23 protein-coding genes are annotated in these 26,200 nt (G+C 73.9%); 7 read left to right on the top strand and 16 right to left on the bottom strand.

Annotation, left to right across the window (positions count from 1 at the left end; genetic code table 11):
* Positions 1–94 precede the first annotated feature (94 nt).
* Together SLP03_RS11995 and SLP03_RS11990 are read right to left on the bottom strand one after the other, a co-directional pair.
* Entirely contained in the window at positions 95–316 is a 222-nt protein-coding gene (locus SLP03_RS11995) for a DUF397 domain-containing protein (protein WP_319460632.1), read from the bottom strand.
* Positions 286–1,167, bottom strand: coding sequence for a helix-turn-helix transcriptional regulator (locus SLP03_RS11990; RefSeq protein WP_319460631.1), 882 nt, complete (start codon positions 1,165–1,167; stop codon positions 286–288). The genes SLP03_RS11995 and SLP03_RS11990 overlap by 31 nt, the downstream gene beginning before the upstream one ends.
* A 630-nt stretch (positions 1,168–1,797) precedes the next feature.
* Between SLP03_RS11990 and SLP03_RS11985 the strand changes: the two genes are divergently transcribed.
* Entirely contained in the window at positions 1,798–2,082 is a 285-nt protein-coding gene (locus tag SLP03_RS11985) for a hypothetical protein (protein ID WP_319460630.1), read from the top strand.
* A gap of 99 nt (positions 2,083–2,181) precedes the next feature.
* Complete coding sequence (locus tag SLP03_RS11980) at positions 2,182–2,622, top strand: hypothetical protein (RefSeq protein WP_319460629.1); 441 nt, start codon at positions 2,182–2,184, stop codon at positions 2,620–2,622.
* A 3-nt stretch (positions 2,623–2,625) separates the two neighbouring features.
* On the opposite strand, the gene SLP03_RS11975 is transcribed toward SLP03_RS11980, so the two are convergent.
* Positions 2,626–3,408, bottom strand: a complete 783-nt coding sequence (locus SLP03_RS11975) for a PASTA domain-containing protein (RefSeq protein ID WP_319460628.1) — start codon at positions 3,406–3,408, stop codon at positions 2,626–2,628.
* A 99-nt stretch (positions 3,409–3,507) separates the two neighbouring features.
* Complete coding sequence (locus SLP03_RS11970; protein WP_319460627.1) at positions 3,508–4,200, bottom strand: PASTA domain-containing protein; 693 nt, start codon at positions 4,198–4,200, stop codon at positions 3,508–3,510.
* Positions 4,201–4,317: 117 nt separating this feature from the next.
* Between SLP03_RS11970 and SLP03_RS11965 the strand changes: the two genes are divergently transcribed.
* Complete coding sequence (locus SLP03_RS11965; RefSeq protein WP_319460626.1) at positions 4,318–5,616, top strand: hypothetical protein; 1,299 nt, start codon at positions 4,318–4,320, stop codon at positions 5,614–5,616.
* A gap of 87 nt (positions 5,617–5,703) precedes the next feature.
* On the opposite strand, the gene SLP03_RS11960 is transcribed toward SLP03_RS11965, so the two are convergent.
* Together SLP03_RS11960 and SLP03_RS11955 are read right to left on the bottom strand one after the other, a co-directional pair.
* Positions 5,704–7,182, bottom strand: coding sequence for a glutamate--cysteine ligase (locus SLP03_RS11960; RefSeq protein ID WP_319460625.1), 1,479 nt, complete (start codon positions 7,180–7,182; stop codon positions 5,704–5,706).
* 259 nt (positions 7,183–7,441) lie between these two features.
* Positions 7,442–8,023, bottom strand: a complete 582-nt coding sequence (locus tag SLP03_RS11955; protein WP_319460624.1) for a YceI family protein — start codon at positions 8,021–8,023, stop codon at positions 7,442–7,444.
* A 101-nt stretch (positions 8,024–8,124) separates the two neighbouring features.
* On the opposite strand from SLP03_RS11955, the gene SLP03_RS11950 reads away from it, so the two are divergent.
* Positions 8,125–8,634, top strand: a complete 510-nt coding sequence (locus SLP03_RS11950) for a MarR family winged helix-turn-helix transcriptional regulator (protein ID WP_319460623.1) — start codon at positions 8,125–8,127, stop codon at positions 8,632–8,634.
* A 315-nt stretch (positions 8,635–8,949) separates the two neighbouring features.
* Here the strand turns inward: SLP03_RS11950 and SLP03_RS31590 are convergent, their stop codons facing one another.
* The 8 genes from SLP03_RS31590 to SLP03_RS11905 all read right to left on the bottom strand — a co-directional run bounded on the left by SLP03_RS31590 (position 8,950) and on the right by SLP03_RS11905 (position 20,694).
* The gene (locus tag SLP03_RS31590; RefSeq protein ID WP_413644505.1) at positions 8,950–9,780 is read right to left on the bottom strand and encodes a helix-turn-helix transcriptional regulator; all 831 of its coding nucleotides are present in this window, start codon (positions 9,778–9,780) and stop codon (positions 8,950–8,952) included.
* Between the two features lie 130 nt (positions 9,781–9,910).
* Positions 9,911–11,065: an acyl-CoA dehydrogenase family protein gene (locus tag SLP03_RS11935; protein ID WP_319460622.1), complete on the bottom strand. Its 1,155-nt coding sequence runs from the start codon at positions 11,063–11,065 to the stop codon at positions 9,911–9,913.
* 138 nt (positions 11,066–11,203) lie between these two features.
* Complete coding sequence (locus SLP03_RS11930) at positions 11,204–12,736, bottom strand: acyl-CoA carboxylase subunit beta (protein ID WP_319460621.1); 1,533 nt, start codon at positions 12,734–12,736, stop codon at positions 11,204–11,206.
* Positions 12,737–12,872: 136 nt separating this feature from the next.
* Positions 12,873–13,793 (bottom strand): hydroxymethylglutaryl-CoA lyase, encoded by a 921-nt coding sequence (locus tag SLP03_RS11925; RefSeq protein WP_319460620.1) that lies wholly within the window; start codon positions 13,791–13,793, stop codon positions 12,873–12,875.
* Positions 13,794–13,877: 84 nt separating this feature from the next.
* On the bottom strand, positions 13,878–15,215 hold the full coding sequence (locus SLP03_RS11920) for an acetyl/propionyl/methylcrotonyl-CoA carboxylase subunit alpha (protein ID WP_319460619.1): 1,338 nt from the start codon (positions 15,213–15,215) through the stop codon (positions 13,878–13,880).
* Between the two features lie 112 nt (positions 15,216–15,327).
* Positions 15,328–15,954: a TetR/AcrR family transcriptional regulator gene (locus tag SLP03_RS11915; RefSeq protein ID WP_319460618.1), complete on the bottom strand. Its 627-nt coding sequence runs from the start codon at positions 15,952–15,954 to the stop codon at positions 15,328–15,330.
* A gap of 71 nt (positions 15,955–16,025) precedes the next feature.
* Positions 16,026–18,899: a hypothetical protein gene (locus tag SLP03_RS11910; RefSeq protein WP_319460617.1), complete on the bottom strand. Its 2,874-nt coding sequence runs from the start codon at positions 18,897–18,899 to the stop codon at positions 16,026–16,028.
* 7 nt (positions 18,900–18,906) lie between these two features.
* Entirely contained in the window at positions 18,907–20,694 is a 1,788-nt protein-coding gene (locus SLP03_RS11905; RefSeq protein ID WP_319460616.1) for an HSP90 family protein, read from the bottom strand.
* A gap of 113 nt (positions 20,695–20,807) precedes the next feature.
* Here SLP03_RS11905 and SLP03_RS11900 point away from each other — a divergent pair, with 113 nt between their 5' ends.
* Positions 20,808–22,100: an MFS transporter gene (locus SLP03_RS11900; protein ID WP_319460615.1), complete on the top strand. Its 1,293-nt coding sequence runs from the start codon at positions 20,808–20,810 to the stop codon at positions 22,098–22,100.
* A 33-nt stretch (positions 22,101–22,133) separates the two neighbouring features.
* Positions 22,134–22,556: a hypothetical protein gene (locus tag SLP03_RS11895; RefSeq protein ID WP_319460614.1), complete on the top strand. Its 423-nt coding sequence runs from the start codon at positions 22,134–22,136 to the stop codon at positions 22,554–22,556.
* Here SLP03_RS11895 and SLP03_RS11890 read toward each other — a convergent pair.
* On the bottom strand, positions 22,528–24,165 hold the full coding sequence (locus SLP03_RS11890; RefSeq protein WP_319460613.1) for a hypothetical protein: 1,638 nt from the start codon (positions 24,163–24,165) through the stop codon (positions 22,528–22,530). The two genes, SLP03_RS11895 and SLP03_RS11890, sit on opposite strands and share 29 nt — an antisense overlap.
* A gap of 165 nt (positions 24,166–24,330) precedes the next feature.
* A complete protein-coding gene (locus SLP03_RS11885; protein WP_319460612.1) occupies positions 24,331–25,485 on the bottom strand; it encodes an FAD-dependent oxidoreductase in 1,155 nt (384 codons plus the stop codon).
* A gap of 100 nt (positions 25,486–25,585) precedes the next feature.
* On the opposite strand from SLP03_RS11885, the gene SLP03_RS11880 reads away from it, so the two are divergent.
* A complete protein-coding gene (locus SLP03_RS11880) occupies positions 25,586–26,173 on the top strand; it encodes a TetR family transcriptional regulator (protein WP_319460611.1) in 588 nt (195 codons plus the stop codon).
* Positions 26,174–26,200 lie beyond the last annotated feature (27 nt).

The following is a 26,200-nucleotide window of genomic DNA, read 5'->3' as shown; positions in this document are numbered from 1 at the left end:
GGCCCGCCCGGGTGGACGAACCCGGATGGACGAACTGGTCCCGCCCGGCCACGCTGCCGGGCGGGACCACGTTTCCCAAGTCCGGGTCGCCGGATCAGTCCCGGGCGAACACACCGTCCCTGGCACCGGCGACGAAGGCGTGCCAGTCGCCGGGGCCGAAGACCAGGGCGGGGCCCGCCTTGTCCTTCGAATCCCGGACGCCGACCGCCCCGGTCACGTATGCGACCTCCACGCAGTTGTCACAGTTCGGCCCGCTCTTCGAGCTCTTGAACCAGGTCGCCTGCGTCAGGTCCACGGGGAACTCCTTGGTCGCCATTTCCACAACGGCTCCTCTGCCAGTTTTGCGATGTGTGCGATGGATTCCTCTGGGCGTATGGCCGCTGCTCGAATGTGATCGAAGATGAAGCTGTACTTCTGCAGTTCGTCGCTCTTCTCCAGGAAGAGCCCACCCGTGGCGTTCTCCGCGTACACGACATCGGGATCACTCGGTTCGGGGAAGCTGAGGATCGTGAAGGTCCCGTCCATGCCGGCGTGCGCGCCCACCTCGAAGGGCAGGACCTGCAACGTCACGTTCGGCAGTTCGGCCACCTCCACCAGCCGCTTGAGCTGGCCACGCATCACCGCGTCGCCGCCCACCGGCCGGCTCAGCACCGCCTCATCGAGCACCACCCACAGATCGACCGGATCGTCCTGGATCAACAACGACTGACGACCCAGACGGACACGCACCCGCTGGTGGACCTGGTCGGCGGTGAAGTCGGGCCGGGCGGCCCGGATCATCGCTCCCGCGTACTCCTCGGTCTCCAGCAGGCCCGGCACCACCTGCTGCTCGTACGCCCGGATCGAGCTGGCCGCCGCCTCCAGCCCCACGTACGCCCCGACCAGCACCGTGCTGTACGGGTGCCACCAGCCCTTCTGCCGGGCCTCCCGGGCGATCTGCACCAGCTCGTCGCTCTCGGCGCCCACCACCCCGTAGATCCGGAGCATGTCCCGTACGTCGCGTGGGGTGGCGGAGGTGTGGCCGGTCTCGATGCGGGAGATCTTGGAAGCCGAGCACTCGAGCTGCTCGGCCACCGTCTCGATGGTGATGCCGGCGGACTCCCGCTGGCGACGGAGTTCCGCCCCCAGGCGACGACGCCGGATGGTGGGGCTGCGCCGCTCGCTCACGACGCCGCTCCGCGGGTCGTGGTGCGGGAACCCTGGCCCCTCGCGCTCACCCGGCCACCTCCGGTCGGTCGCGCCCGGCTCGACCCCCCGCCGGGGGCGCGACCGTGGTACGGCGGGCGATCGTTCGCGGCAGGGGTGGTGCCGGTCGTCGACCGGCCGCGACGGGCGAAACCGGCGTCCAGTGTGCCGCCCCGGTGCCGAGGTCATCAAGCATGCCCGTTCACGTGTCGTGCTCCGTATCGGCAAAAGTCGACGTGCAACTTGCATGAAGCACGTCGCTGATGCACTCTGTCCGTATGGCACGGGTCACTCAGCGTCTCCACTTGATCTCCCGACGTGATCACATCGGGCGCCGGTCGGCGGAGGGTGAGCCGGTCCGAGCTGGCATAACGAGACCTGCCCCGGGGTGAAGACCCCGCCGCTGCACGCCCGACGGCTGTGGCGGTGGGAGCGGTAACCGGAGCAGCCGGGTGATGGTCGGGTGGCGGCACGCCACCGCGGGTACGGCCCGACCAGCACCGAAAATTTGATCAGCCGGTCCACGAGGCACGACCCCGTCACCGGGCCCGAACTGTCCCCCGATCAGCTCCCGCCGGCTCGCCCGCCGGCCGACCCTTCCCAGGAGCCCATGTGCTTCCCCGCTCCGGTGACGTACTGCACGTGACTCGCGCGGCGAGTGTCCAGTTCCTTCGACCCATCATGTTCCGGGTGATCCGGGTGCTCGACTGGCCGACCTACGACGGCTGGCTGTGGCTCGACGGCTATGAGTTGAACGCGGCGGGGGACGCGGTCAACCGGCGGTCGATCTTCGTACAGTCGGCCGGACTGTCTGAGGTCCAGGCCGCGACGGCACCCCGTCCGCACACCGCGCGCACCCGGCAACCGGTCGCCCGGACCCCGGTTCGGGTGGGCTGACACCGCGATTGCCAGGTCGGGGGCGTACCGCCGCCATAGAATCGGTACGCCCACCCCGGCGAAGTCTCCACCCCGCGCGTCCCGGACCCTGAACCTGGGATGGCCATGGTCAATCTGCCCGCCGCGCGGCGGCACCACAGGTCCCGTGTCGGTTACGCCTTCGGGCTCCTCGCGCTCCTAGGCGCCACGACCGCACTCGCGGTCCTGGTCAACCACCCCGCCCTCTCCTCCACCCAGCGACTGAGCGAGCCCGTACCGGCTCCGGAGATCACCGTGGCCGGGGAAGGCTCCGTACCGCCCGACGAGCCGGACGAGCCCGGCTGGGCCGGCCCGGCCGGTGCCGACGCCCTCGGCGCCCCCCCGGGCGCCGGCTCGGACCAGGCCGGCGGTGGAGCCGGCGAGGGCGCGATGGCCGAGGGACCGACCGGCGCACGGACGACGGACGACCTCACCCGGTCACTGTTCTACTCGGGGCTCCTCGGGCTCGCCATCTCCCTGGCCGGGCTCGGCCTGGTGGGCACCCGGCGCCGGCAGTGGTGAGGGTCAGGGGGTTGCGCTGGCCGCGGGGCCGGGCGTGGGAGTGCCGGCGCCGGTCGTCCGGGCCGCGGCCTCGGCGACCACGACGGTGACCTGGTCCCCCTCGGAGATCAGCTTGCCGGCGCCCGGGTCGGTCTCGATCACCGTGCCGGCCGGTCGGTCCGACGTCCGGGTCTCCACCCGGTAGTCCACACCCAACCGGTCGAGGATCGCCCGGGCGGCCGCCTCCGGCAGCCCGACCAGCGGCGGCATCGGCACCCGGGCCGCGGCCGTGGTGGCGGGCGGAGTGGTCGGCGGCTGGCTGCTCGGCGCCGCCGAGGTCGGCGCGGCCGTGGTCGCCGGAGCGCTGGTCGGTGCGCGCGTGGGCGGCGGGGACGGCGCGGGACTGCGGTCCGCCGCGCGCAGCGCCAGCCAGACGCCCAACCCGATCAGCGCGATCAACAGCAGGGCGAGGATGCCCAGCAGGATCGGCATCCACCAGCGCCGGCCCGCCTGCTCCTCGGTGTACCACTCGGTGCCGGCCTCCTGGTAGTCGACCGGACGGGGCGGCGGAACCCCGGCCCGCCCGGACCAGGCCGCTGGCAGCGGCGCCGTCCGATCGCCGGGCTCCTGCCGCGCGGTCCGGTCACCCGTCGGCGGCGGCCGCCGCGTGGCGTCGGCCTCCCCTGGGGTGCGCTCGGGCGGCAGCGACCGGGTGGCGTCGGCGTCGTCCGCGCCGCGGTCCGGCGGCAGCGCCCGGGTGGCGTCGGCGTCGTCTCCGGCGGGTGGCTCCTGGCGGTCGTCGCTCATGGCACGTCCTTTCCCCACCGGGGCGGACGCCCTGGCCCTCGATCATTCAAGTTAGCGGTCCGGACCGCCATCGGCGGGGATCAGCGCGGCGAGCCGTCGTCAGGGGGTCGGTGGGGGGCTGTCGGGCGTGGTCGACGGCGAATCGCCGCAGGCGAGGGCGACCGGGTCGTTCCAGTGGGCCGGGGCGCCGGCGACCGGGTCCTGCGCGGTGACCGTCCCGCGCCGGCCGGTGCGGTAGCGCGGGTAGAGGCCCGCCTCGACCAGGTCGTTCGCGGCAGCGTCGCAGCGGTCGCCGACCAGGTCCGGTACGGCCACGGCCGGTGCCGGGCCCGCCACCCAGAGGGTGACGGTGATGCCCCGCCGCACCGGCGTACCGGGCTCCGGGTTGGTGCGCTCGACGTTCCGGCCGGCCCCCGCGCCGAAGACCAGCCGCCAGCCGAGCTTCCGCTCGTGCAACTGCGTGCGGGCGTCCTCGAAATCGTCGCCCACCAGTTCCGGCACGGTCAGCCCGCCGGCTGGGGTGGTCCGCGCGGTCGTCCGGGTGACCGGGGGCGTGGTGCCGGGCGCGTCCGTGGTCGGCGTCGCCTCGCTCGGGGCCGGTGCGGTGGTCGCCACCGCGATCGGCCGGTCGGGCGGATCGGACCGTCCGCCGGCGAGGAGCCAGCCGCCGCTCGCGCCGATCACCGCCAGCAGCGCCACCGCCAGGCCGCCGCCGAGCAGCAATCTGGTCCGGTCCGGCCCCGGGTCGTCCCGCCCGGGCGAGGCCTGCCGATCCGGGTAGCCATCCGTCATCGCGTCCGCCGCCTCCTCATCGGCGACCGTAACCGCCGCCACCAAACCCGGCCGCGGCCGGTACCGACTGGCCGCCACGACTCGCCGCGCCGACGCTGGGACGTTACGCTCCCCGGCATGGCCAGACGGGGCTGGGGAGGATCGGTCGCCACCGCGATCGGTGTCGCTGCCGGTGCGGGCGCGGCGCAACTGGGCTTCGGCTACGGCCTGGGCATCATCGACTGGACGCCGGCGGAGGCCGCGACGGTCGAGGCGGCCTGGGTGGCGAGCCTCGCCTGGGCCACCTGGATCTCCGCCACCTCGGTCGTCGCGGGCGCGGTCTGCGCCCAGCGGCTGCGGGACCGCGGCGGCGAGGACGAGGAGCCGGGCGGGACGCTGAGGAAGATCACCCTGGCCGTTGCCGGGGCGTTCGGCGCGCTGGTCACGGTGCTCCTGGTCGCCGTGCCGGCCCGCGCGGCGCGGGTGCCGGACACCTTCTCCCCGCAGACCGTCGCCGCGGGCTATGCCGCCGTCGGGCTGCTGGTCGGCGTGGCGGTGGCTACCTGGGCGCTGCACTCGCGGGCGGCCGCCACCAACCTGATCGCCACGACCGCGTGGCTCTGGCTGCTCGCCGTGGTCTCGGTGGTCGACAGCGTGCTCGCCGGGCGGGGTCTGACCAGCGCGCAGCTCGGCATCTGGCAGATCAGCTCGGACAGCGAGCGGTTCTGGATCCGGGACTACTTCTACTGGCCGGGGGCGCTCCTCGCGATGGGCTCCGCGCTGGTGATCGGCGCGCTGGCCGCTCGGCGTACCGCCCGGCTGCCGGAGGGTCGGGTCGGGGCGGCGGTCTCGGGGACGGCCGGACCGCTGCTCGTCGCGGTGGCGTACCTGCTGGCCGTGCCGAGGCTCGCCGCGATCGCCGCCGAGCAGGTCTCGGCCCATCTGATCGCCCCGTACGCGGTGATCGCCGGGGCGGCCGGCTCGGTCCTGGTGGCCGCGCTGGCCGAGCGGGCGGAGCGCCGCAGCGCCGTGCCGGCGGGGGTGACCCTGCCCCGGCAGCGCACCGGCGAACCGGACGACCTGTCGACCGGTCGCGACCCCGCGGCCCTCGACGAGCCGCCGGCCGACCTCGCACCGGGACCGCTCGACGGGGCGACAACGTCCGGCGACGGGACGGGCGGCGGTCGCCGCGCGGGCAGTCGCGGTGGACGACGGACCGCCACCCGGGTGGCCGAGCCGCCCGTGGAGTCGGCGACGATGTCGCGCCCGGAACCGGCCACGCCGGCCGGTCCGACGGCGGCAGCCGACCCGCCCTCGGTGGACGATCCGGCACCGGCGACGCCGGTCGAGAGGACCCGGACCGACCAGCCGGAGAACGCCACCACGACCGCTCCGACCAGCGGCCCGAAGCCCCGACCCGGCCGGCGCGGACGCTGATCACACCTTGGCCGAGGCCGGCGTCCCGTCCGGCCGGCGCGGTCGGTCGTACCGCGGGAGAAGCCGGCGTGGGGCGGACCCGGCGGGTCAGTCGACCGGCCAGGTGTGCACCGGCTCGTTGCCGCGCTGAAGCTCGGCGTAGCGCTGGAGCATGTGGTGCAGCGCGGCGTCCCGGTCCATGCCCCGGTGCCGCTCGGCCGCCCAGACGGTCTCGGTCTGCCAGACCGCCCCGTTTCGGCCGGTACGGCAGCGCTGCTCGATGACGCCGAGCAGGCGGTCCCGCTCCGCCGGGGCGACGCCGAACCGGTCCAGCCCCTGCGCGGCCTTGGGCAGCAGGACGTCGAGCACCAGTTTGGTCACCGGGACCTCGCCCAGCCGGGGCCAGTGCAGCGTGGCGTCCATGCCCCGGCGGGCGGCGGCGTAGAAGTTCTCCTCGGCTGAGCTGAAGGTGAGCTGGCTCCAGATCGGCCGGTCCGACTCGGCCAGCCCGCGGGCCAGTCCGAAGTAGAAGGCGGCGTTCGCCAGCATGTCCACCACCGTCGGGCCGGCCGGCAGCACCCGGTTCTCCACCCGCAGGTGCGGGCGGCCGTTCATGATGTCGTAGACCGGCCGGTTCCAGCGGTAGACGGTGCCGTTGTGCAGCCGCAGCTCGCTCAGCTCGGGCACCCCGCCGGCGTGCAGCACCTCGACCGGGTCCTCGTCCTCGCAGATCGGCAGCAGCGGCGGGAAGTACCGGACGTTCTCCTCGAAGAGGTCGAAGATCGAGGTGATCCACCGCTCGCCGAACCACACCCGGGGGCGTACGCCCTGCGCCTTGAGCTCGTCCGGGCGGGTGTCGGTGGCCTGCCCGAAGAGGGCGATCCGGGTCTCGGCCCAGAGCTGCCGGCCGTAGAGGTAGGGCGAGTTGGCACCGACCGCGACCTGGACCCCAGCGATGGCCTGGGAGGCGTTCCAGTAGTCGGCGAAGCTGTCCGGCGCGACCTGGAGATGGAACTGGAGGCTCGTGCAGGCGGCCTCGGGGGCGATCGAGTCGGTGTGCGTCCGGAGCCGCTCGACCCCCCGGATGTCCAGCTCGATGTCCTCGCCGCGGGCGCCGACGATCTGGTCGTTGAGCACCCGGTAGCGCTCGTCCGTGGAGAGGTTGTCGGCCACCAGGTGGCGCTCGGTGAGGGTGGGCAGGATGCCCACCAGGACGATCCTGGCGTCGGACTTCGCCGCCCGTTCGTCGGCGCGGCTGAGGCTGCTGCGCAGGTCCTGCTCGTAGTCGGCGAAGCCGCCGCCCTCGATGAGCCGGGGTGGGGCGTTCAGCTCCAGGTTGAACTGCCCCAGCTCGGTCTGGAAGAGCGGGTCGGCGATGTCGGCGAGGATCTGGTCGTTGCGCATGGCCGGCTCGGCGGCCGAGTCGACCAGGTTGAGCTCGATCTCCAGCCCGGTCATCGGACGGTCGGCGTCGAAGCCGAAGTCGTCCAGCATCAGCGCGAAGACGTCCAGGCACCGCCGGACCTTCTGCCGGTAGCGGACCCTGTCCTCCCGGGAGAAGGCGCCCTGCTCGACGTCCCTGCCCATGTGTCCTCCCGGCGCGAAGCGCAACGGAACCGTACCGTCCCGGAACGCATTGTGAAACATCCACGGTAAGAGCGTCCGGGCGCCCGAACCAGGGTCCGGACCGGCGGACCGCTCCCGGCGGCATCTCTACCCAGCCCCGCACCCCGAGCACCGGGTGCGGAGACGAACGGGTCGTGACAATTCGCACCCTCACCGGCGTACGCGAACGGGCCCGCGCCGTCGGCATGACAGCGCGGGCCCGTCGGGTCGTACGGGGTGATCAGGCCTGGCGGATGGCCTCGCCCTCGATCTCGATCTTGATCTTCTTGCCGACCAGGACGCCACCGGTCTCCAGGGCGACGTTCCAGGTGAGGCCGAACTCCTCGCGGTCGATCTCGGTGGTGGCGGAGAAGCCGAAGATGTCCTGGCCGAACGGGCTGCGGCCGACGCCCTCGAACTCGACCACCAGGTCCACCGGGCGGGTGACGCCCTTGATGGTGAGCTCACCGGAGAGGACGAACTCGTTGCCCGAGCGGGACTTCACGCCCGTGCTGCGGTACTCCAGCGTCGGGAAGGTCTCCGCGTCCAGGAACTCGGGGCTGCGCAGGTGCCCGTCACGGTCGGCCTGGGCGGTGTCGATGCTGGCGGCCTGGATGGTGGCGGTCACCGAGGACTGCAGCGGGTCCTCCGCGATGGTGATCGTGGCGGCCGTGTCGGCGAACTCACCGCGCACCTTGCTGACCATCATGTGCCGGGCGACGAACCCGACGCGCTTGTGAGCCGCGTCCAACAGGTAGGTGCCGGCGGCCGGGATGGTGAGGCCCTCCCAGTCGCGGGTGACCGATTCGGTGCTGCTGGTCATGGTGCTGTCCTCCACGGAAGATTGTTTAGTAACCCAACGACTGACTGAGCAACTATAGGCACAGCAATATTCCCCGTGTCAAGTACTGCTAGGATGTACGTGTGAACCAGAACGAGTTCGACGACCCCCGGGTCACCGCCGTCGGCCTTTTCTACGAGGTGCACGCCGGCCTGACGGCCCGGTTCGCCGCGCAGTTCGAGGAACACGGCCTCTCCCCGGTCGAGTTCGAGGTGCTGACCCGACTCGCCCGCTCACCGGGCAACCAGCTGCGGATGACCGACCTCGCCGCGCAGACCACCCTCTCCACCAGCGGAGTGACCCGCGTGGTCGACCGGATGGAGCGCGACGGCCTGCTCTGCCGCCGGGCCTGCCCCTCCGACCGGCGCAGTTCATACGCGGTGGTCACCAGCGCCGGGCTGACCCGGCTGGACGAGACCCTCCCCGGACACCTGCGGATCATCGAGCAGTGGTTCACCGGGCAGCTCGAACCGCACGAGCTGGCGGCCCTCCTCGACGGCCTGCGCCGGGTCCGCGACGCGGTCCACCCGTGCGCGACCGCGGGCAGCACCCGGCCGGCGCCGACCGAGGAACCGACGGCGACCGACTCCTGACCGGAAACCACCGACCCGCTCGCCCACCGGCAGAAAGACCGGCAGAACCGGCCTGCCGCCGGTCCATAAGCCCGTAGAAACCCCTAAACCGCCCACGTGAGGCGGATAGTCTTTCGTCAGCGGGGGCGCACCGGGGGGTGCCGGCGCGAGCGATGAGCGAGGGGCAACACCAGGGGGCTTTTTCGCTCGCGCCACCCCCGCGCCTCTGTCCCCGGGCCAGCCCCGATTCGGCGAGCGCCGCGATCAGCCGCCCGGCGCACCCCGTCGGGCGTCCCCCGTACGACGCGCCACCAACGCGTACAGCAGGGCCTCCTCCTACGGCAGCAGGCTGACCCCGCCCGCCCGGCGGACCTCGTCGAGCCGACCCAGCACCGTCACGTCGGCCGTGCTCGCCGCGAGCCCGACCAGCGCCTCCACCAGGTCCCGCCGGTCCTGACCGTCCGCGCCCGCCTCGACCGCGGCGGCGAACCACTCGGCCGCCAACTCCCGATCCCCCTGGTACAACGCCAGATTGCCCTCGATCAACGCGCAGACCGCGTCCTCCGGCCGCCCGGCGGCCGAGAACCCCTCGGCCCGCGGTGGGCGGCGCTGCCCGGGCACCCGGGAACCGGGCGTCCCCGACCGCAGCTCGGCCACCACCTCCAGCGCCTCGGCGCCCCGGCCGGCCTGGGCGAGCGCCAACCCCACCGTGCCCAGCACCCGACGGCGGTGCCCCGGGTCGCCCAGCTCGGCCAGCGCCGCCGCCACCCGCCGTCCCTGCTCCGCCGCGTCGGCGTACCGGCCCTCCAGGCGGATCACCTCGGCCAGCGCGATCGGCGTACCGGAGGGGGCGGCGCCGGGGCCGGTGACCGGAAGGTGGCGTCCCGCCGGGCGCGGCCCGTCGGCCGGCGACGGCCGGGCCGCCGCGAGGAAGGTCGTCCGGGCGACGTGGGTCAGGTCGAGGGCGTCGGCGAGCAGCTCGACGGTGGTGCGCTGGGGGCGCACGGACCGGCCCCGCTCCAGATCGCGGACGGTCCGCACCCCCACGCCCGCCCGGGCTGCCAGCTCGGCCTGGGTGAGGCCGGCGGCGAGCCGGTGCCCCCGCAACAGATCGGACAACACGGTACGACCGCCCGGGCTCCGCGAACGATCATGATCCGGAGTCATGGGCACGAAGAGTACGGATCGGGTGCGACCGCCGGCAGGTCATCGTCGGCCAGCCGACGTTCCGTCGCGGATATCCGACAGCAGCGCGACCCGTCCGAACCTGGACCGGCCCGGACGGGTCTGCGTCACCTCACATGCCGAGGTCGCGGGCGATGACCATGCGCTGCACCTCGCTGGTGCCCTCGCCGATCTCCAGGATCTTGGCGTCCCGCCAGAACCGGGCGACCGGGTACTCGTTCATGAAGCCGTAGCCGCCGTGGATCTGGGTGGCCTCGCGGGCGTTGTCCACCGCGACGGTGCTCGCGTGCAGCTTGGCGATCGCGGCCTGCCGCTTGAACGGCTCGCCGGCCAGCAGCCGGGCGGCGGCGTCGTAGTAGGCCAGCCGAGCGGTGTGCGCCTTCAGCTCCATGTCGGCGATCTTGAACTGGATCGCCTGGTAGTTGCCGATCGGCTGGCCGAAGGCGTGCCGCTCCTTCGCGTACTTGATCGACTCGTCGACGCAGCCCTGGGCGAGGCCGACGGCCAGGGCGGCGATGGCGATCCGCCCCTCGTCGAGGATGCGCAGGAACTGGGCGAAGCCCCGGCCGCGCTGGCCGAGCAGGTTCGCCGCCGGCACCCGGCAGTCGTCGAAGGTCAGCTCGTGGGTGTCCGAGGCGTTCCAGCCGACCTTGGAGTACGCCGGCGCGACCGTGAAGCCGGGCGTTCCCGACGGCACGATGATGGTGGACAGCTCCTTCGAGCCGTCCGGCTTCGTGCCGGTGACCGCGGTGACGGTGACCAGCGCGGTGATGTCGGTACCCGAGTTGGTGATGAACGCCTTCGAGCCGTTGATCACCCACTCGTTCGTCGCCTCGTCCAGCACGGCGCGGGTCTGGGCGCCGCCGGCGTCCGAGCCGAAGCCCGGCTCGGTGAGGCCGAAGCCGGCCAGCGCCTCGCCGCTGAGCAGCTTCGGCAGCCACCGCGCCTTCTGCTCGTCCGTACCGAAGCGGTAGATCGGCATCGCGCCCAGGGAGACCGCCGCCTCCAGGGTGATCGCCACGCTGGAGTCGACCCGGGCCAGCTCCTCCAGCGCCAGGCAGAGCGCGAAGTAGTCACCGCCCATGCCGCCGTGCTCCTCGCCGAAGGGCAGGCCGAACAGCCCCATCTTGCCCATCTGCCGGACGATCTCGTACGGGAACGTGTGGTGCTCGTAGTGCTCCGCGATGGTCGGGGCAACCACCTCGCGGGCGAACTCCCGCACGCTCTCCCGCAGCGCCTCTTGTTCCTCGCTGAGCCGGAAGTCCATCGGTTCCTCCTGTCAAGGACGGCTCCGCCGGTCGCTCGTGACGGCCGGGCGGATCGCTGGGTGTGGTGGCGGCGCGGTGCTGCTCTTCGTCGCTGTCGCGGGTCGGGTCGCGGTCGGCCGGTCGCGGTGGCGGCGCGGTCAGACCGGGGTGACGCCGTGCCGGCGCCGGGAGAAGTGCCGGTCCTTGGTGCGGGCGGCGGCGAACCGGCGGACCAGCTCGGCGCGCAGCTCGTGCGGCTCGACGATCGTGTCGACCACCAGCTCGCTGGCGAGCCGGACGACGTCGATGTCCCGCTCGTACTCCTCGCGCTTGGCGGCGACGAAGGCGGCCCGCTCGTCGGCGTCCTCGATGGCGGCGATCTTGTTGGCGTAGACCGCGTTGACCGCGGCCTCCGCGCCCATCACCGCGATCTTCGCGGTGGGCAGGGCGATCGTCGCGTCCGGCTCGAAACCGGGGCCGGCCATCGCGTAGAGGCCCGCGCCGTACGCCTTGCGGACCACCACGCAGATCTTCGGTACGGTCGCCTCGGAGATCGCGGTGATCATCTTGGCGCCGTGCCGGATGATGCCATGCTTCTCCACCACGCTGCCGACCATGAAGCCGGGCACGTCGGAGAGGAAGAGCAGCGGCACGTTGAACGCGTCGCAGAGCTGCACGAAGCGGGTCGCCTTGTCGGCCGAGTCGACGAAGAGCACCCCACCCTTGAACATCGAGTTGTTGCCGACCACGCCGACGACCTCGCCGCCCAGCCGGCCGAAGCCGATGGTCAGCTCCTTGGCCCAGAGCGCCTGGATCTCGAAGAAGGAGCCGTCGTCGAGCAGGCCCTTGACGTACCGGCGCATGTCGAAGGCTTGCCGCTCGCTGGCCGGGACCAGCGCGGCCAGGTCGACCTTCTCGGACGCGGGGACGGCCTCGGCGGCCGGCGGTTGCTGCGTCCAGTTGGCCGGCAGGTACGACAGGTAGCGGCGCACCACGTCCAGCGCGTCGGCCTCGGTCTTGCAGAGGAAGTGCCCGACGCCGGACTCGGCGCAGTGCACCTTGGCCCCGCCCATCGCCTCCAGGGTGGTCTTCTCGCCGGTGACCATCTCGACCATCCGGTCGGAGCCGAGGTACATGCTGGCGTTGCCGTCCACCATCGCCACCACGTCGCAGAACGCCGGGATGTACGCCCCGCCGGCCGCACTGGGTCCGAAGAGCGCGCAGACCTGCGGGATCGAGCCGGAGGCGCGGACCTGGTTCCAGAAGATCTTCCCGGCGCCCCGCCTGCCCGGGAAGAGGTCGACCTGGTCGGTGATCCGGGCGCCGGCCGAGTCGACCAGGTAGACCATCGGCACGCCGGTCGAGTAGGCCCGCTCGATGATCCGGATGATCTTCTCGACCGTACGCGCGCCCCAACTGCCGGCCTTGACCGTGGAGTCGTTGGCCATCAGGCAGACCTGGCGGCCGTCGATGGTGGCGGTGCCGGTGACCACGCCGTCGGCGGGCAGCCCCTCGGCCTGCGCGTTGGCGTAGAGCCCGTCCTCGACGAAGGAGCCCTCGTCGACCAGGAGCGCGACCCGCTCCCGGGCGAAGAGCTTGCCCTTGGCGGCGTTCGCCGCGTGATATTTGTCCGCACCGCCGGCCCGGGAGCGCTTGCGCAGCTGCTCCAGTGCCTCACCGTCGAGCGTCACGCCGACTCCCTCGCCACCTGGGCCGGCCACCTCGTGAGCGGGCCGACCGACCTGAACGATCGTTAGGTTAGCGCACCGACCACCCCTCCGGCGACCCCGCCACCGACCCCCCACCAGGGCGTGGAAGTTGGGGGGGTCAGGTGGGGCGGGGGGTGAGGCGGGTGCGGGGGCCGGCGCGGAGGACGCCGGAGGGGAGCTTCTTGCCGAGCAGCTCCTCCGCCAGCTCGGCCGCCTCGATCAGGGCGTCCAGGTCGATCCCGGTGTCGATCCCCATGTCATGCAGCATGTGCACGGCCTCCTCGGTGGCCAGGTTGCCGCTCGCCCCCGGGGCGTACGGGCAGCCGCCGAGGCCGCCGACGCTGGCGTCGAACTCGGTGACCCCCAGCTCCAGCGCGGTCAGCAGGTTGGCCAGCGCGGTACCCCGGGTGTTGTGGAAATGCAGCAGCACCGGGATGTGGGCGTTGCGGTCGCGTACCGCGGTGATCAGCTCGCGGACCCGGCGCGGGGTGCCCATGCCGGTGGTGTCGCCGAACGCGACCCGGTCGGCGCCGTCCCGGACCACCCGGTCCACGATGCCGGCGACCCGCTCCGGGTCAACGTCCCCCTCGTACGGGCAGCCGAAGCTGGTCGCCACGATCACCTCGGCCCGGGCGTTCGCGCCGTGCAGCAGGTCGATCAGCTCCGCGATGTCGTCGAGGGACTCCTCGGTGGAGCGGTTCACGTTGCGCCGGTTGTGCGTGTCGCTGGCGGAGACCACCACCTCGATCTCGGTGAAGCCGGCGGCCAGGGCGCGCTGCGCGCCGCGGGTGTTCGGCACCAGCGCCGAGTAGCGCACGCCCTCGGCCTTCGTGGCCCGCTGCCACACCTCGTCGGCGTCGGCCATCTGCGGGATCGCCTTCGGGTGCACGAAGGAAGCCGCCTCGATCCGGGTGACGCCGGTGCCGGAGAGGGCGTCGAGCAGCCGCACCTTGGCATCGGTCGGGATCGGATCCTCGTTCTGCAGCCCGTCGCGCGGCCCGACCTCACGGATGGAGACGAAGTCCGGCAGTTCCGCCATAAGGGGTCACCTCACTGTGACGCGTCGCTGTACTGGGGTTCCCCCAGCCTCCCACTCCCACCCCGCCAGCCGCACCCAACGCGGTCAGCGCATCCGGCCCACGATGCCGGTGTCGTAGTCGCCGGAGAGGAACTCCTCGTTCTCCAGCAGCTCGGCGAAGAAGGGCAGGTTGCACTTCGGGCCGGCGATCTCGAACTGCGCCACGGCAGCCTTCGCGCGCTCGACGGCCTCCGTCCGGTCCTTGCCGCTCACGATCAGCTTGGCCATCAGGCTGTCGTAGAACGGGGTGACGGTGTTGCCCTCGACGAAGCCGGAGTCCACCCGCACGCCCTCGCCGGTCGGCTCGACCCAGGTCTTGATCGCGCCCGGGCCGGGCAGGAAGCGCTTCGGGTCCTCGGCGTTGATCCGCAGCTCGATGGCGTGCCCGCGCAGGGCGAGCGCGTCCGGGTCGAAGGTCGGTGCCAGGCCCGCCGCCACCCGCAACTGCTCCTCAACCAGGTCCACCCCGTAGACCATCTCGGTCACCGGGTGCTCCACCTGGAGCCGGGTGTTCATCTCCAGGAAGAAGAACTCGTTCGTCGCCGGATCCAACAGGCACTCCACCGTGCCGGCATTCCGGTAGCCGACCGCCTCACCGGCGCGCACAGCGGCAGCCAGGAACCGCTCGCGCAGCTCCGGAGAGACCGCCGGGGACGGCGACTCCTCCACCAGCTTCTGGTTTCGCCGCTGCACCGAGCACTCCCGCTCGCCCAGCGCCACCACCCGGCCGTCAGCCAGGCCCAGGATCTGCACCTCGACGTGGCGCACCCGGGGGAAGTACCGCTCGAGCAGCACCGAGCCGTCGCCGAACATCCGCTCGGCGAACGAGCGCACCTTGTCGTACTCGGTGCGCAGCGCGGCCTCGTCGGTCGCCACGCCCATGCCCATGCCGCCGCCACCGGCCGCGGCCTTGACCATCACCGGGTAGCCGATCTCGGCGGCGGCGGCGACCGCCGCGTCCAGGTCGGCGGCCGGCTCGGTGGTGCCGGGCGCGACCGGCACCCCGGCCGCCGCCATTAGGTTCCGGGCGTTGATCTTGTCGCCCATCGCGGTGATCGCGTCGGCGCCGGGTCCGACCCAGATCAGGCCGCTGGCCTCGACGGTACGGGCGAAGTCCGCGTTCTCCGACAGGAAGCCGTACCCGGGGTGGATCGCCTGCGCACCGGTGGACTTGGCGGCGGCCAGGATCGCCTCGACGTTCCGGTAGCTCTGCGCCGGGTTGGCCGGCCCGACACAGACCGCCTCGTCGGCCTCGGTCACGAACGGCAGGCCGGCGTCGGCCTCCGAGTGCACCGCGATCGCGCGGATCCCGAGCCGCTTGGCGGTACGGATGATCCGGCGGGCGATCTCGCCCCGGTTGGCGACCAGCAGTGACTCGATCATGTATTTCCTCCCGGCGTCCAGGGGTGGGGACGGCTGTCAGGTAACCACGAGCCGCCGGTTACTCACGAGTCGCCAGGCGCCCGCGTCCCGGTGGGTGACCGGATGAGGTGGGTCAGGCGGGGGTGGTGGGAGCGAGGAGGGCGGCTAGGGAGGCGGCGCGGAGGAGTTCGGCGCGGCGGCGGCGGTCGACCTCGCCCCCGAGGAACGGGGTCGAGTTCATCAGGCCGAAGGCGGCGTGGGCCAGCACCCGCGCCTCACCGTCCGGCAGGCCCGGGTGCAGCGCGGTCAGCACGGCCACCCATTCCTCGACGTACAGGCGCTGGAGCTTGCGGATCCGCCGGCGCGGCTCGTCCGGAAGGCGGTCCAGCTCGTGCAGGTGCAGCGCGATCACCGCCGGGTTGGCCAGCGCGAAGTCGACGTGGAAGTCGATCAGCGACTCCAGCGCACCGCGCGGGTCGTCCGGGTGGCCGGCGGACCGGTCCCGGCCCCCTGCGAGCAGCCCCTCACTGACCGGGATCAGCGCGGCGGCCAGCATCGCCTCCTTGCCGGCGAAGTGGTGGTAGAGGGCCGGCCCGGTCACCCCGGCGGCGGCGCCGATGTCGTCCATCGACACGCCGTGGTAGCCGCGGGCGGCGAAGAGGCCCACCGCGATCTCCAGGATCTCGTCCCGCCGGGACCGGCGTCGGCCCGCGCCCGTCGCCGCGTTCGCCGCACCCCGTGCCTGCTGTTCCACCGCCACCGGGCAAGCCTAGACCGCGGGCGGGGCGCGGTGGAGGCTCGGTTACCCGTCGGTTTCCTCACGCTGCCCGGTCAGCCCTCCTCGATGCCGTGCTCCGCGCGCAGCTTCGCCGCCTCCGCGCCGCGGCCCAGCTCGTCCAGCGCGCGGGCCAGCAGCCAGGCGCCCTGGGCCGCCGGCCGGGACCCGGTGGGCAGCCCGCCGAGCACCCCGCGCAGCAGCCGCTCCGCCTCGGCCGGCCGGTCGTCGCGCAGCAGCAGCTCCCCGGTGAAGAGCTCGACCTGCGCCGCCTCGCCGAACGCCTCGATCCCGCGCAACCGGCCGGGCACGCCCGCCACCCGGTCCAGCGCGGCGGTCAGCCGGTCCTCGGCGGCCAGCACCCGGGCTCCCGCGTCGGCGGCCATCGCCCGCTCGTACGTCACCACCGGCGGCTCCTCCGGCAGATCGGCGAGCTTCCCGGCGGCCGAGTCCAGCACCTCGATCGCGGCCACCGCCGCGGGCAGGTCCCCGGACCACTGGAGGGCCAGCAGCTCCCGCCGCCGGGCCCGCAGCTCGTCCACCGGATGCCCGGCCAGCCGGTACGCGGACGCCGCGGCGGCGAACCGCTGCGCCGCCAGCGCGTCCCGGTCCGCGTCGTAGAGGACGCCGCCCGCCTCCTCCAGCACCTGACCCCGGTGCGGCAGGTTGTCCCGGCCGTCGAGGTTCTCCGCGAGCTGATCGAGCAGAGCGAGGGCGGGCTCGATCTCGCCGAGGCCCTCGTAGACACCGGCCAGCAGGTGTCGGCACCGGTCGGCCTCCGCCTGGGCGCCCAACCGGTCCAGCCCGATGATCGCCTCCTCGGCCACCTCCGCGGCCTCGCCGAGCCGACCGGCCAACCGGTAGGCGTCCGCCAGCTCCCAGCGGAGCAGCGCGTCCCCCGGCGCGCCCTGCTCCACGCAGAGGGTGACCGCCTCGGCGAGGTCGTCCACCGCCTCACCGGCCCGGTCGGCGCCGAGCAACGCCCGGCCCCGGGTGACCCGGAGCGGCAGCCGGGCACCGGGCGGGGCCACGGCCAGCGCCTCGTCGCAGGCGGCGACCGCCTCGGCCGGGTCGTCCACCGACCGGGCGTACGCCAGGCAGGCGGCGGCGAGCAGCTCCGCGTCGCCCACCTCCCGGCTGAGCCGGCGGGCCCGGCCGGCCGCCTCCCGGAACTCCTCGGCCCACTCCAACTGCTCCAGGATGTGCGCGCGGTGCAGCGCCACCCGGACCGCCAGCCACGGGTCGACGTCCGCCTCCGCGGCGGCCCGCCCGCTCGCGTCGAGCGCCTCCGTCCAGCGCTCCCGGTGCACGTAAGCCAGGGCCAGCCGGTCCCACCCGGCGGCCCGTTCGCGCTGGTCGCCCAGGCGGGTGAGGTGGTCGGCGGACTCCCGGGCCAGGGCCAGCCCCTCCTCGGCGTCCTCGTCGGTCAGGCAGAGCAGGGCGCCCAGCCGGCCGGCCACCACCTGCGCGCGGATCGGGTCGGGCACCTCCCGCCAGGCGGCCAGCGCGACCCGGTTCACCTCGACCGCCGTCGCCGGGTCGGCGCCGGCCCGCTCGTCCAGCTCGCCGGCACGCAACTCCAGCCGCCGGGCCCGCGTGGCAGCCGGCAGCTCGGCCCCGCCGAACCGCTCGTCGTACGCCCGCAGCGCGGCGACCAGCCCGTCCCGCCGGTGGGTACGCCAGCACTCGTCGGCGAGTTCGAGCAGCTCGACGGCAGTCGCGTCGGGCGGTACGACGACGTCGGCCGGGGCGGTCGGAACCGGGGTGGCGGTCGGAGCCGGCTCGCCGCCCGGGGTGACCGTCGGCGGCGTGGCGCGGACCGGACGGCGCAGGCTCGCGGAGAGCGGCAGGTGCTCGCCGACCTGCCGGGCGGCGAGCCGCCGGGCGATCAGCCCGGACTGGTGCGCCGTGCCGTTACGCGCGTCGAAGCGGGCGGCCAGCGCGGTCGCCGTGCCGGCCAGCTCATCGGCCAGGTCGCCCACCGGCACGTCGCCCGCCGGCCGGTCGCCGAACGCCCGCCGGTGTGCGGTCAGTTCGCCGGGCACCTGCCGCAGCGCGGCCGAGGCGGTGGCCGCGAAGTGCATGGCGGCGGCGGGCGTGGGCGCCCGGTCCAGCCAGTCGAGGTGCCGCTCGACCAGTTCCAGCGCGCGGGCCACGTTGCCGGTCAGGGTGCAGAACTCGACGTGGTCGGCGATCTCCCACAGGTCGGAGAGTCGCCCCCGCAGCCGCCGGTACGCCTCCCGGTGCGCGTTCCGCGCGGCGTCCCCCCGGCCGGTCTCCAGGTACGGCCGGAGCAGCGCGGTGAGGATCGCCTGCGGCTGCTCGGTGCAGGTCAGCCGGCCGGCGAGCACCGGCTCGGCCAACGCCACCGCCTCGTCGTACCGACCGATCGTGGCCAGGTGCTCGACCTGGCTGGTCGGATCGCAGCCGGCGCAGTCGGAGAGCGCGTCCCGGGGCGTGGTCATCCAGCGCCGGTACCACTCGGCCGCCTCCTCCTCCGTGCCCAGATGGGCGGCGACCAGGAAGCGGTGCTTGTGGACGGCCTGCAGGCCGTGCCCGGCCTCCCGGTACCGCCGCTCCATGTCGTCGAGCACCGCGTAGGTGCGGTCCAGCGGGAGCTCCGGGAACTTCAGCATGGCGTTCACCATGTACTTGAAGAACCAGAGCAGCTGGTGGGTGTAGCGCCGGTGGTAGGGCTGCGGGTCGCGGTCGTACTCGGCGAGGCACCAGGAGAAGGTCACCACGGACTTCGCCGGCTCGCCGCCGTAGACGTACGCGGTGGTGCCGCTGATCCGGGCGGAGAAGGCCAGGTGCCGGTCGTCGCCGGCGTCGGCCCGCCGGAGCAGCTGTTCCAGGGCGGCGATCTGCCCGGCGCCGTACGGCATGTTGTCGATCTCGTGCAGCATCCGCCAGAGGTCGTCGTCGCTCATCGTCGGCTCACTCCCGTCCCGGTACGGCCCGGCCGAGCAGGCCGAGGAAGGAACTGTTCAGCAGCGCCGCGTCGGCCGCGCGGATCGGATGGTGCCCGAGCAGCAGCGCCTGCCCGTAGAGCGCCTCGACGGCGAGCCCCGCCAGCTCCGGGTCGGCCAGCGTGGTGACCCGGCGGACCAGCGGGTTGCGGTGGTTCAACACCAGCTGCGGGCGGTCCGGCGGGGCGGAGGCGGCGAGCGCGTCGAGGACCCCGCCCCACAGCTCGTCGGCCCGGTCCCGGCTGGCGGCGAGCTGGTCGTGGAACGCCGCCGCGCGGCTGACCAGGTAGAGCGCGGGCAGCGACACCGGGTCGTACGCCCGGACCACCACCTCGCAGCCGAGCCGTTCCAGGGCCCGCCGCGCGCCGGCGAGGAACGGCCGCAGGGCCAGCTCGTCCCGCGGGTCCAGGCTGTCGAAGCGGGTGGTCAGGTCGCTCGGCTCCAGCCGCTCGATGAGCACCGACCGGTCCACGGTGGGCAGTCGCTCGATCAGCTCGGTGTCGTACGTGTACCCGCCGTTGACCAGCGCCAGGTCCTGCGCTGCGGCCACCGCGGCGAGCTGGCGGAACTCGTCGAGGCTGGCGGCGTACCGGATCAGGCCGTGCCGCTGGCGGAACTCGGCGAGGGTCAGGGTGCCGACGTTGGTGTCCATCGGCCACCACTGGTCGACCAGCCGGAGCATCTCGTCGTCGTGCAGGGCGAGCGCCTTCACCCCGAGGTGGTGCACCTGGAGGAACTCGCCGAGCCGCCGGGGGTTGTGCTTGGCGAGCCGGACCAGCCAGCCGCGTACCTGGTCGCCGAGGGCCTCGCGGGTGGCGGTGAGCAGGGCGTCCTCGTAGAGCGCCTCGCGGCTGGCGGTGGGGCGCAGCTCGCTGGCGTCCACCACGCAGTGCGCGAAGAAGGCCCAGTCCGGCAGCAGCCCGTCGGCGTGCTCGGCGAGCAGCATCCGCTTGAGGTACACCCGGTGCCCGGCCCGGGCCGCCGGGTTCACCGGGGTGGGCAGGATGAACGCGACGCCGGTCAGCCCGGCCTCCGGCACCGCCAGCGGCACCACGTCGAACGGGACGAAGCCGAGGACCTCCTGGGCGTACCGGTGCAGGGCGGCCCGGTCGACCGGGGCGCCCGGGGTGGTCGGCCAGGGCGGCGGCCCGGCGGTGGTGGGGGTGTCGCCGACCCGGACGTCGACCGGGAGCAGGCTGCCGTAGAGGCGGGCCAGCTCGGTCACCGTGGGCAGGCCGAGCCACTGGTCGGCGTCCCGCCGGGGCACCAGCGTCACCGTCGTGCCCGGCTCGGCCCGGGCCTGGTCGGCCGGGGCGGCCTCGACCGCGTACCGGCCGTCGGACCAGCCGGTCCAGAGCACGGTGGGCTGGTCGGCGTGCCGGGTGACGACCCGGATCTCGTCGGCGATCAGGAAGCAGGAGAGCAGCCCGATGCCGAACTGGCCGAGGAACTCGTGCCGGGAGAAGCCCAGCTCGTCGCGCTTGGAGCTGCGGCCGATGGTGGCCAGCAGCTCATGCACCTGGGCCTCGGTGAGGCCGATGCCGGTGTCGTGCACCCGCAGGGTGCCGTCCCCGGTCAGCTCCGGCGGCTCGATCCGCACCCGGGCCGGGGCGTCCGGCTCGGTCGCCCGGCGGGCGGTGATCGCGTCGACGGCGTTCTGGAGCAGCTCCCGGACGTACACCCGGGGGCTGCCGTAGAGGTGATGACTGAGCAGGTCGACCACGCCACGGAGGTCGACCTGGAAGGTGCGGTCCACACGCGCTCCCCGGTCCGATTCGGCGCTCACCGTACCGGTGATAACCGACACTGTCCGTCCCGTTTCCGGCCCGCTTGACCCTCGACCGGGTGCAGGCCGCAGGGTCCGTCGGCATGACCGCTCCCCTGCTCGGCCGCGACTACCGGCTGCTCTGGTCCGCCGCCGTCGCCTCCCGGTTCGGCGATTCCCTGCGTACGCCGGCGCTGGCCCTGCTGGCGGCGACGCTGACCCGCGATCCCCGCGCGATCGCCGCGGTGACCGTCGCCGGGCAGCTCCCGCCGCTGCTGTTCGGCCTGCTCGGCGGCGCGTACGCGGACCGGTGGGACCGCCGCCGCACGATGGCGGCGGTGGACGGGCTGCGGGCCGGCTTGGTGGCCGCCCTGGCCGTGCTGGTCGCCAGCGGCAGGGCCGGCATGGCCGCGCTGGCGGTGGCCACGTTCCTGCTCGCCACCCTGGCCACGGTCTTCGACGCGGCCTCCTTCGCCGTGCTGCCGTCCATCGTCGCTCCGGCGGCGCTCCCGACCGCCAACGGCCGTCTCCAAGCCGGCACCACGGTGGCCGGCGGCTTCCTCGGCGCCCCCCTCGCCGGCCTCCTCTTCGCCGTGTCGGCGGCGCTCCCCTTCACCCTCGACGCCCTCACCTTCGCGGCGGCCGCCCTCCTCGCGCTCTCGCTCCACCCCGCCCCGCTGCCGAGATCCCCCAGTTGCGGCCCGGACAGACCGGGCGACCAGGGGCGGTCCGAGCGCCACAGCCGCCGGATCGGCACGAAGCGAGGGGTGTGGCGGGAAGCGTGGGAGGGGGTGCGGTGGCTGCGGGGGGACCGGGTGCTGTGGCGGGTCACCGTGTTGAGCGCCGGCTCGAATCTGGCGATCAGCGGGGTGATGGCGGTGCTGGTGCTCTACGCGCTGGAGGTGCTGCGGGTGCCGGCCGCGGCGTACGGGCTCTTCATGGCGGGGGTGGTCGTCGGTGGGTTGGTCGGGGCGCTCGGGGCCGGACGGCTCGCCGTCCGGTTCGGCACGCTGCCGGCACTGCGCGGGGTGCTGGTCGGGCAGACCGTGGCGTTGGCCGGGTTCGCGCTGGCCCGGCACCCGGTGACCGGCGGCCTCGCGCTGGCCTGCTTCGCCGCCGGCACCTCCGTCTGGAACAGTCTCTGGTCCGCGTACGGGCAGCAACACGTGCCGGCCGAACTGCTCGGCCGGGTCGGCGCCGCACGGCGGATGGTCGCGCTGGCCAGCGCGCCGGTCGGGGCGGCGGCCGCCGGGTTGGCCGGGCAGGCGTACGGGGTGGCGCCGGTGGGCTGGGCGGCGGCCGGAGTCTTCGCCCTGGTCACCGCCGGGGCGTGGCGGATCCTGCGCGGGGCGCGTTCCATCGCCGAGCGCCGGACGGACCCGGTGGCACGTCCCTAGGCTGGAGCGGACGGCGGACGGACGGAGGGCGGCGTGGCGGAGCACGAGGCTGGTACGCCCGGCCGGCGGCCGGTCCTCGCCGGTCTCCTGCTCGCCGGGGCGGGTCTGTTCGACGGGCTCTCGGGCCTCGGCGGCCTGGACCATGACCCGTACGTGCTGTTCACCCGCAGCGGGCTCTACCACCTCGACCTCACCGGCTGGATGTGGGCGCACCTGGTGACCGGGGTCGTGATGGTGGCGGGCGGGATGCTGGCGTTCTCGGGACGACGCTGGCCGGTACGGCTGGCTGGCGCGGCGGCCGTGGTCGGCCTCGTCTTCCACCTGCTCGTGTTCGCCTACGAGCCGATCTGGGCGCTGATGGTGATCGGGCTGGCGGTGGCGGCCCTCCGGCTGCTCTGGCAGTGCCGCAGCGAGTCGGGCGAGCGGGTCATCTCGGCTGGCAGACCTTCCCGTTGAGGGCCGGGTCGGGCACCCGGTCGTTCCGCCAGACCGGGTTGACCGAGAGGGGCAGCGGAGGGGCCTGCCAGGCGGCGGAGACCTGCTGGAGCAGCGCGTAGCCGCGCTGCGGGCGGCTGACCGGCTCACCCTCGAGGAAGTTGACCAGGCGAGCCTGGACCACGGGCTCGGTGAGCAGGCCACCGTGCACGGCCGGCATCTGGAAGACCGGGATGCCGGTGTACTCGCCGGGCGGCGCCTCGGTCGCCGTGGTGGTGGGCAGGAACGCGAGGATCCGTACGCCGGGCACCGGGCACATCAGGTCGTTGCGGTAGAACGGCGCGTTGTCCAGCAACGACCGGATGAACGGCTCGTCGGGGCCGCTGCCGCTGCGGGCGAAGATGTCGGCGAGCCCGAAGAGGGCGCGCAGCTCCCAGCCGGCGGCGATGCCCCAGCCGCTGGACGCACCCTCCGGCGGGTAGTACGACCGGCCGGCGTTGATCAGCGGGCTGAACATGGCCAGGATGTCCACCGCCGGGTGCGGCCGGTCCGCCAGGTAGGTCCGGGCCACTATCGCCCCCTCGCTCTGCCCGATCAACGCCACCGGCCGGCCGGTACGTCGGTGCAGCAGCTCCACCTGCGTCGCGAGCAGCGCGATGCTGGACGCGATCGACCGGTAGGTGTCCCGGGCGGCGTACGGCAGCGGCCGGCCCTGCGGATCCAGCCCCCGGTAGGAGAACCACTGCACGTTCGGGTCGGCGGTCGGCTGGCCGCCGTACACGCTCCCGTGCCCGTCGAGGAAGATCACCGCGTGCCTGACGGTGCCCGGCAGGGGCCGGTCGAGCACCAGGGCCCGCCCCTTCGTCGGCATCTGGGGCAGGAGCTGGAGCAGCGGCTGCACCACCAGCGGTACGGCGAAGGCGAGCAGGACGGCCAGCGGGGCCGCCGGCACCCGCGCCCACCGCACCGGGCGCCGAGGCAGCAGAGCGGCCGCCACCGTACGTTGCCAGAGCAGGCCGTTGACCAGCCCGGCGACCGCGGCCACCGGCGCCGTCCACCAGTCCGGCACGGTCCAGACCAGCGCGCCACCGATGGTGAGCACCACGAAGTTCAGCAGCGACCAGCCGACCAACTCGATCGAGGGCAGCCCCCGCCACCACGTCCCGACCACGGCGGCACGTTGCAGGAAGGGCGCGAGCAGGAACAGCGGCAGCAGCGACGCGACCAGCAGCCAGGAGAGGGCAACCACCGAGGCGGCCACCGAGATCGCGGCCCAGGGCGACACCACCACGGTGAGCGCCGAGGTCAGCGTCATGTTCCGTCCGGCCAGCCAGCGCACGCTCGGCCGGGCCACCTGCCGGGGCCAGGCCAGAACGACCAGGCCGGTGGTGAGCAGCGCCCGAAGCACGACCACGACGGCCACGTTGATCACAAAGTCGGGCCAGGAGTCGTGGTAAACGAGCAGCCATCGCAGGTCGTGGTAGGTGTCGTACGGCCAGACGGCGGTGACCTGCGGGGCCAGCCCTTCGGCAGCGCGGAAGTCCAGCGCGACCAGCACCACGCCCTCGACGGCCGGCGGCAGGGCGGCCAGCACGAGCAGCGCGACGAACCGGCGGTCCAGATCCCGCACGCCTCCTCCTCACCGGGCCGACGAGAGTCCACCCGCAGACTCCCCCGGAGGCGGGCCCGGCGACGGGACAACCTGCAGATTGCCCGGTGACGGCCACCCGCCCTCCAGCACGCCGGTCCGCCCCCGAAGACCGGCGGGCCGTCAGCGCTGAGCGCCCCGGGGGGCCTAGCCGGGGCGGTGGTTCAGGCCGGAGAGCCGCAGGGCGAGCTGCTGCCGGGCCGGCGGCAGCACGGAGGCGGTGCGGAGCAGCACGTCGCGCAGGGGTCGGCCGGCCGGGGGCACGGTGGCGAGCCGGGTGATCCGGTCGGCGAATCCGATGACGTCCTCGGCGCACGGCCGGCGTGCGGCGGCCCAGTCGTCGAGGAGCGCATCCGGTCCGCCGTCGCGCACGTCGGCGAGGGTGTCGCCGAGGGCGACCGCGTCGCAGATGCCGAGGTTCATCCCCTGCCCGCCGGCGGGGCTGTGCACGTGCGCGGCGTCCCCGGCGAGGAGCACCGGCCCGGCCCGGAAGGTGTCGGCGATCCGGTGGTGGACCCGGAACCGCGAGGCCCACAGCACCTCGGTCACCCGGTCCGGCCGGCGGGCCGGCCCCCGCTCGTCGAGCAGGGCCTGGAACTGCTCGGCGTCCGGCTCGCGCGGCGCGTCGGCCACCGCGGCGACCAGCCGAACCACGCCGCCCGGCAGCGGCGCCCAGACCAGCGGCCCCTGCCGGGCCAGGAACAACGCGACCTGGTCGCGGGGCAGCACACTGTCCACCCGCACGTCGGCGAGCAGGAACGACTCGCCGGGGTCGGGGGATCCGTCGAACCCGATCCCGGCCAGCTCGCGCACCGTGCTGCGCATCCCGTCGGCACCGACCACCCAGCGGGCCCGGACCGTGGCGCCGTCGGCGAAGCTGACCGTCGCGCCGGCGTCGTCTCGGGTCAGGCCGGTCATCGTGTATGGCCGGAGCACCCGGCCGCCGAGCGCGGTGAGCCGCTCGGCGAGCACCGCCTCGGTCTCCGACTGGGAGACCATCAGCGCGTACGGGTAGCGGGACGGCAGCGTGCCGAAGGGGACGCTGAGCAGCACCCGGTCCCGGTCCCGCACGGTGAACCGCGGAGCGGGCAGCCCCCGGGCCACCAGCGGCGCGGCAGCGCCGATCCGATCCAGCTCCTCCAGGGTGTACGCGTGCACGACGGCCGCGCGGGAGGTGACCGGAGGCTGCGCCAGCCGGTCGACCACGGTCACGTCGACGCCGCGCCCGGCCAGGGTCGCAGCCACGGTCAGGCCGGTCGGTCCGGCCCCCACCACGAGGACGTCGGTGCGTTCGGGCAGCACGGCCCACCTCCATTGCCAACAAGTGTTTGCCAACGCTTGTTGGCAACGTTAGGCGTGGGTTGCTCTCGATGTCAACGCTTGTTGGCATACAGTCGTGGACATGACCGACGCCGCGCCCCGCGCCCGCCGCTCCGACGCCACCCGCGCCGCGATCCTCCGGGCGGCCCGGGAACGGTTCGCCGCCGACGGCTACGACCGGGCCACCATCCGCGCCATCGCCGCCGACGCCCGGATCGACCCGTCGATGGTGATGCGCTACTACGGCAACAAGGAGGGGCTCTTCGCCGCGGCGGCCGAGTTCGATCTGCGCCTGCCCGAGCTGGCCGGCGTGCCCACCGGGCAGCTCGGCGAGGTGCTGGTCCGGCATTTCCTCGACCGCTGGGAGGGCGACGAGACGCTCGCCGCCCTGCTCAGGGCGGCCAGCACCAACCCGGGCGCGGCCGAACGGATGCGCGGCATCTTCGCCGACCAACTCGGCGCGGCCGTGGCCCGGTTCGGCACCGACCCGGCGACCACCGCCCGCCGGGCCGGCCTGGTGGCCAGCCAGATCCTCGGCCTGGCCTTCACCCGCTACATCGTCGGCCTGCCGCCGATGGTGGACGCGGAGCCGGCCGAGCTGGTCGCCTGGGTCGCCCCGACCCTCCAGCGCTACCTGACCGGCCCGGTCCCGGATCCGCGTACCCCCTGAGCAGCCGGATCCCGCGAACGGCGACGG

The organism is Micromonospora sp. RTP1Z1, assembly GCF_033804685.1.
In the GTDB taxonomy this organism is placed as follows: Bacteria; Actinomycetota; Actinomycetes; order Mycobacteriales; family Micromonosporaceae; genus Micromonospora.
This window is presented reverse-complemented; position numbering and strand designations above follow the sequence as displayed.

Excerpts from the sequence above, each read along its gene's own strand:
- SLP03_RS11920 (WP_319460619.1), bottom strand. The coding sequence starts at position 15,215 with ATGATCGAGTCACTGCTGGTCGCCAACCGGGGCGAGATCGCCCGCCGG.
- SLP03_RS11880 (WP_319460611.1), top strand. The coding sequence starts at position 25,586 with ATGACCGACGCCGCGCCCCGCGCCCGCCGCTCCGACGCCACCCGCGCC.
- SLP03_RS31590 (WP_413644505.1), bottom strand. The coding sequence starts at position 9,780 with ATGACTCCGGATCATGATCGTTCGCGGAGCCCGGGCGGTCGTACCGTG.
- SLP03_RS11975 (WP_319460628.1), bottom strand. The coding sequence starts at position 3,408 with ATGAGCGACGACCGCCAGGAGCCACCCGCCGGAGACGACGCCGACGCC.
- SLP03_RS11960 (WP_319460625.1), bottom strand. The coding sequence starts at position 7,182 with ATGGGCAGGGACGTCGAGCAGGGCGCCTTCTCCCGGGAGGACAGGGTC.
- SLP03_RS11955 (WP_319460624.1), bottom strand. The coding sequence starts at position 8,023 with ATGACCAGCAGCACCGAATCGGTCACCCGCGACTGGGAGGGCCTCACC.
- SLP03_RS11935 (WP_319460622.1), bottom strand. The coding sequence starts at position 11,065 with ATGGACTTCCGGCTCAGCGAGGAACAAGAGGCGCTGCGGGAGAGCGTG.
- SLP03_RS11910 (WP_319460617.1), bottom strand. The coding sequence starts at position 18,899 with ATGAGCGACGACGACCTCTGGCGGATGCTGCACGAGATCGACAACATG.
- SLP03_RS11980 (WP_319460629.1), top strand. The coding sequence starts at position 2,182 with ATGGCCATGGTCAATCTGCCCGCCGCGCGGCGGCACCACAGGTCCCGT.
- SLP03_RS11900 (WP_319460615.1), top strand. The coding sequence starts at position 20,808 with ATGACCGCTCCCCTGCTCGGCCGCGACTACCGGCTGCTCTGGTCCGCC.
- SLP03_RS11970 (WP_319460627.1), bottom strand. The coding sequence starts at position 4,200 with ATGACGGATGGCTACCCGGATCGGCAGGCCTCGCCCGGGCGGGACGAC.
- SLP03_RS11995 (WP_319460632.1), bottom strand. The coding sequence starts at position 316 with ATGGCGACCAAGGAGTTCCCCGTGGACCTGACGCAGGCGACCTGGTTC.
- SLP03_RS11965 (WP_319460626.1), top strand. The coding sequence starts at position 4,318 with ATGGCCAGACGGGGCTGGGGAGGATCGGTCGCCACCGCGATCGGTGTC.
- SLP03_RS11925 (WP_319460620.1), bottom strand. The coding sequence starts at position 13,793 with ATGGCGGAACTGCCGGACTTCGTCTCCATCCGTGAGGTCGGGCCGCGC.